Origin of the sequence: Francisella philomiragia subsp. philomiragia ATCC 25015, assembly GCF_000156715.1 — a bacterium.
Lineage (GTDB): Bacteria > Pseudomonadota > Gammaproteobacteria > Francisellales > Francisellaceae > Francisella > Francisella philomiragia.
Window position 1 is genome coordinate 387,465 of record NZ_DS999316.1, and the last position, 13,104, is coordinate 400,568.

Here is a 13,104-nt window from a genome sequence, read left to right on the forward strand (position 1 = left end):
ATTTTTGACCTTTTTCAAAGGTTATTTATATTGTTCAAAATAGGAGAATAATTGTGACTATAAATGATGTGAGTCATTCGAAAAAAAGTAATCTTACCCCTTTTTGGGTTCTATGGACATTAGAGTTATGGGAAAGATTTGGTTATTATGGTCTTCAGGCAATATTAGCTATATACTTTGCTAAGAAGTTAGGCTTCAGTGAATCTGAAGCAATGTTGATCTTCGGTTCTTTTTCAGCATTATTATATGGTGGTCCATTAATTGGTGGATGGATTGGTGATAACTATTTGGGTGCTAAGCGTACGATATTTATTGGTGCAGGAATTTTATTTTTATCTTACCTATCTCTAAGTTTTAGTACAGCTATAGCTGATTTATTAAACAGTACAGAAAAAACTATCGTAATGTACTCATTAGCAGGTGTTGCTATTGGGGGCGGGTTATTTAAAGCTAATCCTACTTCTTTGATTTCAAAATTATTTGAAAAAGGCGATCCAGCTCTAGATGGTGCTATGACTTTATACTATATGGCGGTTAATATTGGTTCATTTGTATCTATGCTTATAACACCAGTATTAGCAGCAAAATATGGCTATCTACATGCTTTTTTATGTTCAGCGTTTGGGATGTTTCTTGGTTTGATTAGTTATACTGTTTTCTATCCAAAAATTCAAAGAATTGCTACAGAAGCTGGTAAGCAAAAGATGTCTTGGATGAAAGTCTTTGTAGTCATTATAGGAGCTTGTATAGCTATATTTATTACAGGTAATATTCTAGAAGATACTACTTTATGTACTAGTATAGTTGTTGTAATCGCGATACTAGCACTAATATACTTCTTTATGCAAATGTTCAAACAGTCTGAGCATGAAAGAAAAAGAATGTTAGTAGCTCTAATATTGATTGTTCAAGGAATTATCTTCTTCGTACTATACCAACAGATGCCTACTTCACTTAATTTCTTTGCCGTTAATAATGTTAACCCTCACTTCTTAGGTATGACTGTTCATGGTGAACAATGGCAGGTACTTAATCCATTAGTGATTGTATTAATGTCACCTTTATTATCTGTAATATATAAGAAAATACCTGGTACGCATGTAACAAAATTCTGTTTTGGTATGACACTATGTGCTATGGCATTTTTAGTACTATACTTTCCACAGTTTACAGCTACTGATGGCATTGTATCCGGATGGTGGTTAGTTGCTAGTTATTTCTTCCAATCTACTGGAGAGCTTTTAATCTCAGCGTTGGGATTATCTATGGTTGCTGAGCTATTCCCTCGTAAGATGAGTGGATTTGCCCTTGGAATGTGGGCTCTAACAACAATGGTCGCTGGTCCTATTGGTGGTTATGTAGGTGCCTTGACTGCTCCTGCAGAGGGTATTGTATTTACAAAAGTAGAAGGTCTAGCAGTCTATGGACATGTATTTTTAACTATAGGAATATTTGTAACAGTAATCGCAGCTATTATGTGGATTGCTCGCGGATGGTTAAATTCTATCATTGAAAGTACGAGAGTACATTTCGTATCTGAGAACACTCATGGAATGCATGAAGAGACTTCGGTATTACCTACAAAATAATTAATCTTGAGCCTTTGGCTTTCTGACACTTTTATTCTGATGAATTTTTTGTTTTATTTTTTTTGCAAAATCTTTATTATGATTTGAGCTTTTCTTTTGACTAGTGTTTTTATTATTTTTATTTGCTCTCTTTGTAGCTATTATTTTAACTTCATCAATTTTTTTAGCCTTAGTTTTGCGCGACATACTTGTAATAGGCACATTATGAGTAGCCTCAAAACCTTCTAACTCTTCTCGTGGTAATAAATGCCCAATTAAATGTTCTATATTTGATAGTGATTCAACTTCATCTGCGCTTACTAAAGAAATAGCTAGACCATCTTGCCCTGCTCTACCAGTTCTACCTATTCTATGGACATAATCTTCAGCTACATTTGGTAGATCAAGATTGATCACACATGGCAGTTGCGCGATATCAATTCCTCGTGCTGCGATATCAGTTGCAACTAAGACATTTATATCTTTGGATTTGAAATCTGCTAATGCCTTTGTTCTAGCTGTTTGGCTTTTATTACCATGTATTGCACTACTTGTTATACCAGCATTATTTAGTTTCTCTGATATCTTATTAGCACCATGCTTTGTACGTGAAAAAACCAAAACCTGATGTAGATCTTGATCTTTTATTAGTGAAATCAAAGCATTAATCTTAGTTGATTTATCTAGTGTATAAATTTTCTGAGTAATCTTTTTGACTGTTGTATTTACAACATCAGCTGATACTGATTGAGGATTATCAAGAAACTCATTTGCAAGACTTGTTATTTCTGGTGAAAATGTAGCTGAGAACATTAATGTTTGTAACTTTTTTGGTAAAAGCTTATGGATTCTTTTTAAATCATTAATAAAACCCATATCTAACATTCTGTCTGCTTCGTCTAAAACAAATGTATTTAAGCTATCAAATTTGAGAGCATTTTGACTATATAAATCAAGCAATCTACCTGGAGTAGCTATCAAAATCTCAACTCCTTTGCGTAACTTCATCATTTGAGGATTGATACTAACACCACCAAAAACCACTGCTGAACGAATATGAGTATTCGCTGCATATATTTGAATTTGTTCTTGTATTTGTGCTGCCAACTCTCTTGTTGGAGTTAGGATTAGAGTTTTGATTCGATTTGCTTGAGCTTTTGGTTGATCAAGAAGTCTTTGGATAATCGGTAATGTGAAGCCTGCTGTCTTGCCTGTTCCTGTTTGGGCAGATGCCATGACATCATTACCTTTTAGAACTAATGGAATCGCTTTGGCTTGAATTGGAGTTGGTTTTGTATAGCCTTTTTTTTCTAAAGCGCTACATATCAAAGGATTTAAACCTAAATCTGAGAATTGCATGAATTTTTTATTTCCGGTATTTTTTAGCATAGCTATATTAACACTAATAGCCTCTATTTACTCTATAAAGATGAGTTATTAAATAATATAATACTTAAAGCCCATTTAATTAAATTGAAAACTAATAAAACATGAATGATAAATACTGTTCTAAGCTAGGTAGAGATGTACAACAACATCTCATAAAATTAGGTCTAGAACAAGCTAGAAATTTTGAACTTGATAACGATGCTAAAATTGCTAAGATCTCAAAAGCATATCGTGAAATATTAGATGCTCTAGGCTTACAGACACATGAATTTGAAAAAACACCTTTTAGAGTAGCTAGGATGTTTACTCAAGAAGTATTCAATGGCTTAGATTATGCTAATTTTCCAGCTTGTGCATTATATGAGAATGAATTTAAGTATGAAGGAATACTTACACAAAAAAATATAACTATAATGTCATTTTGTGAGCATCATTTTGTGCCATTTGAAGGTATTGCTGAAGTTTCATTTATTCCTAAAAATAATAATATTATAGGCTTATGTCGTATCAATAGTATTTGCAACTTTTTTTCAAGACGTCCACAAATACAAGAAAGAATGACTGCTCAAATATTTGAAACTCTAAAATTCATCCTCTCAACAGATGATGTAAGTGTAAAGATAAAAGCAAAACACACTTGTGTATCATTTAGAGGTACAAATAATCAAAACTCTGAAACATACACCGAAATGCTTGGTGGTGTCTTTGCTAAAAAAGAATGATTCTAAAATGAGTAGTTTATTAAATATTGGATTTTTATTTTTTATTATCCTAATAATTGTTTGTATATTTGCAACAGGCTATCTTAGATATTTTGTTATCATTGTAACAATTATCTACTATCTTGTGGGTAATGGCCTTATTGCTAATATCTTGGCTAAACCTATTAGATTAGAATCTACAGATATTAAACAATGTGCGAATACCAAAGCTATAATATTATTAGGAGCTGGTATCAATCAAGCATTTGATAAATTAGAACCTAGCCTCAGTGCTTATGATCGTATTCTCAAAACTGCTGAGGTCTATAACCAATATCCTCAAGATATCATAATAAGTGGTGGCTCTCCATCTGGTTATAAATTATCAGAAGCTGAAGTTTATGCTGATATTCTCTATAAGTTAGGAATTCCTAAATCAAAAATAAGATTAGAAAAACAATCTAAAAACACTTACGAGAATGCTCAATTTACCAAAAAGATTTTAAGCGATCACAATAATACATATTGCTTAATCACTGGGGGTATCCATTACCAAAGAGCTAAATTAATTTTTGATAGCTTCAATATAAATACAATAAACATAGCTTCATCTAAATTAGCTCCCGAAATAAGTTTTTTGCCTAGTGCATATAGTTTTTATATAACACAGGCAATAATTCATGAGTATTTAGGAATTATTAAATTTTACTTATCCGTTAAATAAAGGAATATTCTAATTTCATTAAAACATCAACCCAAGATTGAAGAAAGATTTTAAAACTATATAATGGTATAAATGTTATAATTTTATATTGTGGAATGATATGTTCAAAGAAATGTTACTGAAAGTCGCAATTATATTTGGTCTGACCATTGGTATGCTTTTTTTGCTTTTAGATACTTCTGATGCTCATGCTGTAAGCAATCCACCTATTTTAGAGATAGTCTCGTTCGAAACCTCTAAAGATACTTCTACTCAACAAGTACTAGATTTATCTAATAAAGTAACTCAAGACTTAAAAAACTACGAGGGATTCATAAAGAGAACCCTAACACAAAATACTAAAAACCCAAATGAATGGGTTGATATCATCGAATGGAAATCTATAGATGATGCTCATACAGCTATGAATCAAGCTCTTAAAAATAAAGATGTAAAAGCTTTTCTTAAATTAATGAAAAATGGTTCTAGAGTTTATCAAACTAAATCAGAATATTTGAGTATTCAATCTCAGGCATCTTAAGGTCTAAAAAGTCAATTACTTTTACAGGAGAGTAATTAGAATGATTAAACATCTAAAATATCTGATACTAATTATTATATCTATTAGCAGTTATGGATATAGCCAAACAATTAATATTGCTGCTGCGCAGATGCTAATCAAACAACAGTCTTTTGATGAGTTTGCCAATGATATGAATAGACTAACTAAGCAAGCTAAAGACCAAGGAGCTGAAATTGTAGTTTTTCCTGAAGATAACACGATAAACTTAATTGATGATTTACCATGGAATAAGCAAAGCATAATCAAACTTAGCGAGTATTATAGTCAAACTAGAAACTTAATAGCTAATCTAGCTAAAAAGTACCAGATAATTGTTATAGGTGGAACTATTGCTAAAAACAACAAAGATAAAATATCTAATACTGTTTTAGTAGGTTTGCCCAACGGGCAAGTAATAGAAAATGATAAAATTTATCTAACTCCAGAAGAAAGAAATGTTGGCTATAATAAGTTTGGTAAAAATATATTAGTACTAGATTATAAAGGCACTAAAATTGCTGTTGTAATATGTTATACAAGTGAATTTCCGAATGTCTCTGAACAACTCTCAAAAATTAAGCCAGATATTATAATCGCACCATCTTACACCAATGATTTGTACGGTTTAAATAGAGTTCATACTGCAATGAAAATGCTATCTATCCAAAATTTTGCATATGGTATGGTAGTAGGTATGGCTTCAGGCTTAGATAAACAAAATACCCAAGGAGTTGATGGAGTAAGTCAAATAATTTTTACATCTCCTCAGAATAAAGCTTTTAAACTCAATCATTTAAATATGGGTAATTTCAATAAAGAAGATGTAGTTATAGAAAAATTAGATATTACAAAATTACACCAAGCTCGTAAGAATTATGATGCATTCCCTAACGCAGATATTAAATATAATCCAACACTATCGACTAAATCAGTATCTATAGCTCAATAGAAAGATTTCATTAGAATAACTTAAGTTTTAGGCTATAATTTCTATACAGATTTAAATTTAAAAATTAGCTATGAAGTATACTAAACTTGGTAAAACTGATATTGATGTTAGTAGAATATGTCTTGGAACTATGACTTGGGGACGTCAAAATACTCAAGATGAAGGCTTTGAGCAGATGGATTATGCTCTTGCACAAGGTATTAATTTTTGGGATACTGCCGAAATGTATGCAATCCCCCCTACTGCTAAGACTTATGGCAAAACTGAAGAAATAATCGGTAACTGGTTTAAAACAAGGCAGAAACGAAATGATGTAGTATTAGCGACTAAGTTCTCGCCTATGACATGGGCTAGAAATGAGCAAAATCCTATTACTGATAAGACAAACATCATTGATGCTGTAAATAATAGTCTAAAGCGCTTACAAACCGATTACATAGATTTATATCAATTCCATTGGCCGACAAATAGACCTCACTATCATTTTGGTAATTGGTGGGATTTTGAACCTTTAGCAGGTCAACAAAATAAACAGCGTATAGTTGATAATATCTATGAAATTCTAATTACTTGTGATGAGTTAGTTAAAGCTGGAAAAATTAGACATATAGGGCTGTCAAATGATTCAGCTTGGGGGATAAATCAATTTATTAACTTAGCAGAAAAACATAATCTACCACGTCTTGTAAGTATTCAGCATGAATATAATCTGAATCGCCGTAGAGATGAAACAGATATCATGGAGACATGTGCTCTTGAAGAGATATCATATCTTGCATGGTCACCACTTGAACAAGGAGTTTTAACGGGTAAATATCGCAATGGTGCTCGCCCTGCTGGTACTAGAATGTCTGCTGAAATTCTAGATGGACAAGAAGATCGCTATGCTTTTAGATTTGCTACTAATGATGATGCTGTCACTGAATATATCAAAGTTGCTAAAAAACATAATCTTGATATATGTCAAATGGCTATAGCTTTTACAATTAGAAAAGCCTATATGAGTTGTAGCATAATTGGTGCTACATCTATGGAACAACTAAAAACAAATATTGAATCTATTAATCTAAATCTCTCTGATGAGGTTTTAGCTGATATTGAAAAAGTTAGAAGAAAATATCCTGTTCCATTTTAGAAAAACTAAATACAAATCAAATTTTGGCCATTATTTGTTATAATTTTCACAGTTTTAAATAATTAAAGATAAATATGAAATATACAAAACTAGGTAAAACTAACATTGATATAAGTAGAATCTGCCTTGGAACTATGACTTGGGGGGCACAAAATACTCAAGATCAAGGTTTTGAACAAATGGATTATGCTCTTTCTCAAGGAGTTAATTTTTGGGATACTGCTGAGCTATATGCTGTTCCACCAACACCTGATACTTATGGTAAGACAGAAGAAATTATTGGTAACTGGTTTACTTCTAGACAAAAAAGACATGATATTATACTAGCTACAAAATTCTCCCCTATACCTTGGGCTAGAAATGAGGAGAATCCTCAGATAAATCGTGAAAATATTATTTCAGCTGTTGATAATAGTCTTAGAAGATTAAAGACAGACTATATCGATTTATATCAATTTCACTGGACTGTAAATCGACCGAACTATCATTTTGCAGATTGGTGGTCATTTGAACCAGCTCAGGGTGCTAATGCTAAACAACAAATACAAGATAATATTTTTGAAACACTTAAAGCATGTGATGAGTTAATCAAAGCTGGAAAGATTAGACATATTGGATTATCAAATGATTCGGCTTGGGGTCTAAATCAATTTATTAACTTAGCCGAAGAACATAATCTACCAAGAATAGTTAGTTTACAAAATGAGTATAACTTACTTAGAAGAAGAGATGAAACTGATGTAATGGAGACTTGTGCTATTGAAGATATATCTTATCTAGCATGGTCACCACTACAAATGGGAATTTTAAGTGGTAAATACTTAGATGGTAATATCCCCGCTGGAAGTAGAATGTCTGATGAGGTTATGGGATCACCTGAGCAGAAAGCTCGATTTGCAACTAGACAGAATGCTACAGTTGATTTGGCTGTTAAAGAATATTTAGAAATCGCTAAGAAACATAATTTAGATGTTTGTCAAATGGCTATAGCTTTCACAATTAGAAAAGAATATATGAGCTCTAGTATAATTGGGGCAACTACTATGCAACAACTAAAGACTAATATTGATGCTATAAATCTTGAGTTGTCAGCTGAAGTACTAGCAGATATCGAAAAAGTTAGAAGAAAATATCCAATACCGTTCTAATACAGGTTCAAAACATTGTCCAAAAAAATCTTCCTAATCTTAATATGGTTAAGTGCAGTAGCATTTTATATGTATACTCGCATGATAAATACTTCACTTTCAGCATTTTCTATACCATTGATAAATCAATATGGATTTTCTAGTATTGACATTGCTTTTGCTATATCAATATACAGCATCGCAATGCTAATTATGAAAATACCTGTTGGAGTTATAGTTGATAGATATGGTATTGATATCCCTGTAATGATTGCGATGACAATAGTTCTAGTTGGAACTATAATTTTTGCGTTTCCTACTAACTCAACGACTCTACTGACTTCACGATTTATTATAGGTGTCGGTACAACTTTTGCTATGATGAGTGCTTATAGACTAACAAGTATTATCCTGAATAAGCGTCTATTTGCAATTGCGACAGGTTTTATTTATTTCTTTGGCTCGTTAGCAGTTTCTATTTCAGGAGCTCCGCTAAATTATGCTGTTAAGCAATATAATTATACTTACATAGTTTTGACATTAGCAGGTATTATGCTTGTTATATTGATGCTCTACTCTATTAGCAGATTTAAATATGGTAGGATTCCTAGAAGCGATGATATCAAATCATTTAGTGATTATTTTGCTGGTATTAAAGATATTTTCAAAGATAGACAAATAATCTTTACGATACTTTATGCTAGTCTTTTTACCTGTGTATTTTTCAACACTATTGGCTATTGGGGAAATACTATCTTATTAAATACTAAGCTAGATAGCCAACAAGCTGGTTTAATAGGCAATAGCATTGCATCACTTGCTTCTGGTATTGCTTCAATCATTGTTGGTTTGATTATTGCTACTCAACTACTCAAAAGAAGTCATATCTTTATTTTTACATCACTAGCTAGTATTTCAGTCATTATGATCTTTTATACAGATATCACAAATATTTATATACTTAGTTTAGCTGCATTGTTTTTTGGTATTGGTTTTGGTTTTACAGGTATAGTTTTTGATACTGCAAATAAACGCAAACAAAGCTATCTTGTCAGCATATTGTCACTACTTTTTTTAGTTGAATATGTCTTAAATAGTATTATTAATCCATTAGCTGCGTATATCCAAAAAACTTTAATAGATTATGATTTTGCTACTTTTTTGAGTTATAAAATAGCTTATGGTTTATTCTTGGGATTATTGATTATTGCTAATATTTTAAGCTTTTATATAAAACCTCAAAAAATATAATCAAAGAGCTAAAAAATTCTTTAAAGTTAATAAACCGTATTCGGTCAAATATGCTTCTGGATGATATTGAACACCAAAAATATTTGCATTTCGATGAGCAAAAGACATAATTTCATCATTCTCGGTTGAGGCTAAAGTAATCAAAGGCTCTTTAATTTCATTAACAATTAAAGAATGATAACGTGTTACAGCAAATTTCAGTGGATGATCTTTGTATAATGAAGATGATTGAAGTTGTTTAATCTCAGAGAGTTTACCATGGTATATTTGTTTAGCTTTTATGATTTTTGCACCATAATATTGAGCAATAAGCTGATGACCTAAACATATTCCTAACAAAGGCAAATTATTTTGCTGACAATACTCAATGATTGGATATATATTTTTGAGCTCATCTGGATGACCTGGTCCCGGGCCAATAATAATATGTGAATATTGCTCAATATTATCAATTTGCTCATCAGTTTTTACCATTGATACTTGATAGCCAAGATAAGTTATATAATCGACAATCGTACTACTAAATGAATCATAATGATCGATATATAAAACCATCTTAAATCCCCAAATACGCTGGTATCAAACCTCTGACACTATTAATAAGATATATTTTATCAGCGTTTTTTAGATCATCAAAATTTAGGCTTTTGGATTGCAGTTTGCCTTGAGAAATTAAAGATTTTCTTGCAACACCTGCTAAGACACCATCTTCTAATTTTGGTGTGTAAAGTTTATCATTTTTCTTGATGATTATATTATGAAACCTAGTTTCAGTAATATTATCTTTTTCATTTAAATAGATAAGCTCACAATTATCTTCATGAATGTATTTGTGATGCATTTGAGTATAAAAGCCTCGTGTCGAACTATGTGTAGTTTTGTGCTGAAATAATTTATTCGCTGAATTTATTTTCTCAGGGCAGATTTTTAGTTTAATAGCTTGTTGATCTGTAGTATTAATTTCAGTATGCTCGATATTTATAGACTTATCATAATGATATTCTAGTCGGATTTTATATTCTTTATCATCAGTTAATTGCTCTACATAGTCATATAGTTGATCTCTAATCTTGCAAATATCGATATCAAAAAATAACTGTCTAGCAGAGTCCTCAAGCCTATCAAAATGTAACTCTAAATTTCTAAATTTATTATGGTAATAAATACTCTCAATTAAGCAAAAATCTGGTTGGTAAATTTGGCGTACAAAGTTTATCTTGGTATTCATTTCTTGCCATTCTGACTGTGCATCTGAATAAACAGTAATACCACCACCTACACCAATCTGTAAGTTATCACGATATTTTTGAATAGTCCGAATAGCAACATTAAAACACATATCATTATTTGGCATAATATATCCAATACTTCCGGTATATACTCCCCTTTTATCTTTCTCTATTTGTTTAATTAGTTCCATAGTTCGTTTCTTAGGTGCTCCTGTAATCGAACCACAAGGAAATAAGCCATCTAGGATCTTCCTAAAAGATATTTGTTTATCTACTTTTGCTGAAATTTGCGAAGTCATTTGTAGTAAATTTTTGTATTTCTCTATTGAGAAAAGTTTATCTACCTTAACAGTATGAGTTTTTGCAATAGCAGATAAATCATTACGTAAAAGATCGACAATTATTAAGTTCTCTGCCCTATTCTTATCACATGATGATAATTCTTGATATATCTTTTGATCTTCTGAATCATTACCTGTAAGCCTTGCTGTACCTTTCATTGGGTTAACAATCAAATTTTCAGCATCCTTTTTAAAGAAAAGTTCTGGTGATATTGATATTATATCTGGGTTTAAAAATGGTAAATATGCAGCATATTTAACTGATTGTTGTTTGAGCTTATTGTACAACTCATAGCTAGTAAGCTTTGTAGTAGCTAAGATATTTTTAGTTAAGTTAATCTGATAGCTTTCACCATTGATAAGTGCTTGTTGAACTTCATCAAAGCTTTTTTGATAATCTGCAAAATTAAGACTATCTATCATTAGATCTATATTTTTATCTGAAATTATATTCTTGAGGATTTCATTTGAATAATTACTAAAAGCGACAAAATGAAGTAATTTAGTATTATCATGATCGCATAAATCATAAAGATTGTTATTAAGATAATAGCTAGCTTCATAACTTAAATACCCAACTAGATATAAGCCTTGTTGCTGCAGTTCTTCCAATTGCCCAAAAGCTAACTCAAGTGATTCATTATCATTAGCTATAACTTCTGCAACTGGATTGTAAAAATAGTAACTTTGGTTATTTGTTAAAGTATCTTCAAGAATTGCAAATTGTGGTAATTGGGTATTACTCATGATTAATCATTTCTTTTAGTTTTTTTCTATCAGTTTTGCCAGTTGTAGTAGTTGGAATTTCATCAATATAAATAATTCCATCTAATTTTTTGTATTCAGCTATGTAATTACCTAGCTTATTATTTATAAACTCTAATGAGTATTGTTCAGATGCCACCAAATATGCCCAGATAGTTTCTCCCCATATTTTATCTTTTTTAGATGTAACTATACAATTATCAATATTTGGTATTTTCAAAATCGCTGCTTCTAACTCAATTGGAGATATGTTTGAGCCGCCTTTTATAATTATATCTTTATAACGCCCATAAAAACTAAGCTCATGGCTTTGAGCATCGAAACTACCTATATCTCCTGTTTCTAACCACTCAGTTTGGATATTTAGAGGTAGCATATTATTTTTGATGAAGATTTTACCATAGTCACTATTTTCAAATTTAACTATTTTTACTTGAGTATCTGCAAAAACTTTAACTTTATTAACTTTATTAGCAGATATATTTTGACCATATCCAAAAACCTCTGTCATACCTAAACCATTTCGTAATGATATACCAAACTTATTTTCAACTTGATTTGCTAAACTTTCGCTAACTATATCACCAGCAACACTTAGATAGCATAAATTATTGTTACTATGAATATTTTGCTCTAACAAAAAATGATACATTGTTGGTAACAGTGCTAAAGCAGTTACATTATTTTGGTTAATAATCTCGACTATTAATCTTGCATCAAATTCACGGATAATTGTTATATTTAAACCCATAGCTAATGCTGGTAAGATTTGATAAGAAAAAGCAAAAGCATGATTTATTGATAATGCTACTAATAAGTGGTCATTTTGTTTAAGACCTAAATCATTAATTCTATCATTAGCATATTTGATTATTTGATTAATATCATGAAAATGCTTTTGATAAAATCCTGTTGTCCCAGAACTTACATGCGCTGTTAGAGATCTAGCATAAATCGAATAATCTTCCGTATATTCAAGACTTTCAAAAAACGATGTCGGATTTTCTATATACAATTTATTTACTTCAAGACTAGATATTTTATCTGTAATAAATAAACTATCATCTTCAACTATCGCTGCTAGCTCATTATCAACTAATCTTGGATTGATTGGCACAAAAATATCTATATCTGCTATCCAACTAGCTATATATAAGCTTACAGATAATGGCGAGTTTTTTAGATTTGAGTATATTTTCCTATAACTACAAGACTCTAAGAATCTAGATAAACTATATGATTTTTGCAAAATTTCATAATAGCTATATTTAGTATTATCAAAATATATATAAGTATCTTTACCATATTTTTCTATATTTGCTAAAAAATCTCTAAGTTGGTGCATATTTGCGAACAATAAGTTATCTAAGCATTTGCCAATATG

General features: G+C 30.9%; 12 protein-coding genes. 8 read left to right on the forward strand and 4 right to left on the reverse strand.

Annotation, left to right across the window (positions count from 1 at the left end):
• Positions 1-53: 53 nt before the first annotated feature.
• Positions 54-1,589 carry an oligopeptide:H+ symporter gene (locus FTPG_RS07295; RefSeq protein WP_004287796.1) on the forward strand — a complete coding sequence of 512 codons (1,536 nt, stop codon included), beginning with the start codon at positions 54-56 and terminating at the stop codon, positions 1,587-1,589.
• On the opposite strand, the gene FTPG_RS07300 is transcribed toward FTPG_RS07295, so the two are convergent.
• A complete protein-coding gene (locus FTPG_RS07300) occupies positions 1,590-2,927 on the reverse strand; it encodes a DEAD/DEAH box helicase (RefSeq protein WP_004287797.1) in 1,338 nt (445 codons plus the stop codon).
• Positions 2,928-3,058: 131 nt separating this feature from the next.
• On the opposite strand from FTPG_RS07300, the gene folE reads away from it, so the two are divergent.
• The 7 genes from folE to FTPG_RS07335 all read left to right on the forward strand — a co-directional run bounded on the left by folE (position 3,059) and on the right by FTPG_RS07335 (position 9,385).
• Positions 3,059-3,679, forward strand: a complete 621-nt coding sequence (gene folE, locus FTPG_RS07305) for a GTP cyclohydrolase I FolE (RefSeq protein WP_004287798.1) — start codon at positions 3,059-3,061, stop codon at positions 3,677-3,679.
• Positions 3,680-3,686: 7 nt separating this feature from the next.
• Entirely contained in the window at positions 3,687-4,382 is a 696-nt protein-coding gene (locus FTPG_RS07310) for a YdcF family protein (RefSeq protein WP_004287799.1), read from the forward strand.
• A gap of 100 nt (positions 4,383-4,482) precedes the next feature.
• Positions 4,483-4,902 (forward strand): antibiotic biosynthesis monooxygenase, encoded by a 420-nt coding sequence (locus FTPG_RS07315; RefSeq protein WP_012281065.1) that lies wholly within the window; start codon positions 4,483-4,485, stop codon positions 4,900-4,902.
• 40 nt (positions 4,903-4,942) lie between these two features.
• Positions 4,943-5,872 carry a nitrilase-related carbon-nitrogen hydrolase gene (locus tag FTPG_RS07320; RefSeq protein WP_004287802.1) on the forward strand — a complete coding sequence of 310 codons (930 nt, stop codon included), beginning with the start codon at positions 4,943-4,945 and terminating at the stop codon, positions 5,870-5,872.
• Positions 5,873-5,942: 70 nt separating this feature from the next.
• Positions 5,943-7,007 carry an aldo/keto reductase gene (locus FTPG_RS07325; protein ID WP_004287803.1) on the forward strand — a complete coding sequence of 355 codons (1,065 nt, stop codon included), beginning with the start codon at positions 5,943-5,945 and terminating at the stop codon, positions 7,005-7,007.
• A gap of 74 nt (positions 7,008-7,081) precedes the next feature.
• Entirely contained in the window at positions 7,082-8,155 is a 1,074-nt protein-coding gene (locus FTPG_RS07330) for an aldo/keto reductase (protein WP_004287804.1), read from the forward strand.
• A gap of 69 nt (positions 8,156-8,224) precedes the next feature.
• Positions 8,225-9,385, forward strand: coding sequence for an MFS transporter (locus FTPG_RS07335; RefSeq protein WP_035722581.1), 1,161 nt, complete (start codon positions 8,225-8,227; stop codon positions 9,383-9,385).
• Here the strand turns inward: FTPG_RS07335 and FTPG_RS07340 are convergent, their stop codons facing one another.
• The 3 genes from FTPG_RS07340 to FTPG_RS07350 are packed head-to-tail and all read right to left on the reverse strand — an operon-like array spanning position 9,386 to position 13,065.
• Positions 9,386-9,940, reverse strand: coding sequence for an anthranilate synthase component II (locus FTPG_RS07340; RefSeq protein ID WP_004287806.1), 555 nt, complete (start codon positions 9,938-9,940; stop codon positions 9,386-9,388).
• A 1-nt stretch (position 9,941) separates the two neighbouring features.
• On the reverse strand, positions 9,942-11,702 hold the full coding sequence (gene pabB, locus FTPG_RS07345) for an aminodeoxychorismate synthase component I (protein WP_004287807.1): 1,761 nt from the start codon (positions 11,700-11,702) through the stop codon (positions 9,942-9,944).
• Complete coding sequence (locus tag FTPG_RS07350; protein ID WP_004287808.1) at positions 11,695-13,065, reverse strand: class I adenylate-forming enzyme family protein; 1,371 nt, start codon at positions 13,063-13,065, stop codon at positions 11,695-11,697. Before FTPG_RS07350 ends, pabB begins: the two co-directional genes overlap by 8 nt.
• Positions 13,066-13,104: the final 39 nt, after the last annotated feature.

What these genes read in the sequence shown, in the direction of transcription:
- FTPG_RS07300 (WP_004287797.1), bottom strand. Translation starts at nt 2,927, where the DNA reads ATGCAATTCTCAGATTTAGGTTTAAATCCTTTGATATGTAGCGCTTTA.
- folE (WP_004287798.1), top strand. Translation starts at nt 3,059, where the DNA reads ATGAATGATAAATACTGTTCTAAGCTAGGTAGAGATGTACAACAACAT.
- FTPG_RS07310 (WP_004287799.1), top strand. Translation starts at nt 3,687, where the DNA reads ATGAGTAGTTTATTAAATATTGGATTTTTATTTTTTATTATCCTAATA.
- FTPG_RS07315 (WP_012281065.1), top strand. Translation starts at nt 4,483, where the DNA reads ATGTTCAAAGAAATGTTACTGAAAGTCGCAATTATATTTGGTCTGACC.
- FTPG_RS07320 (WP_004287802.1), top strand. Translation starts at nt 4,943, where the DNA reads ATGATTAAACATCTAAAATATCTGATACTAATTATTATATCTATTAGC.
- FTPG_RS07325 (WP_004287803.1), top strand. Translation starts at nt 5,943, where the DNA reads ATGAAGTATACTAAACTTGGTAAAACTGATATTGATGTTAGTAGAATA.
- FTPG_RS07330 (WP_004287804.1), top strand. Translation starts at nt 7,082, where the DNA reads ATGAAATATACAAAACTAGGTAAAACTAACATTGATATAAGTAGAATC.
- FTPG_RS07335 (WP_035722581.1), top strand. Translation starts at nt 8,225, where the DNA reads ATGTATACTCGCATGATAAATACTTCACTTTCAGCATTTTCTATACCA.
- FTPG_RS07340 (WP_004287806.1), bottom strand. Translation starts at nt 9,940, where the DNA reads ATGGTTTTATATATCGATCATTATGATTCATTTAGTAGTACGATTGTC.
- pabB (WP_004287807.1), bottom strand. Translation starts at nt 11,702, where the DNA reads ATGAGTAATACCCAATTACCACAATTTGCAATTCTTGAAGATACTTTA.
- FTPG_RS07350 (WP_004287808.1), bottom strand. Translation starts at nt 13,065, where the DNA reads ATGCACCAACTTAGAGATTTTTTAGCAAATATAGAAAAATATGGTAAA.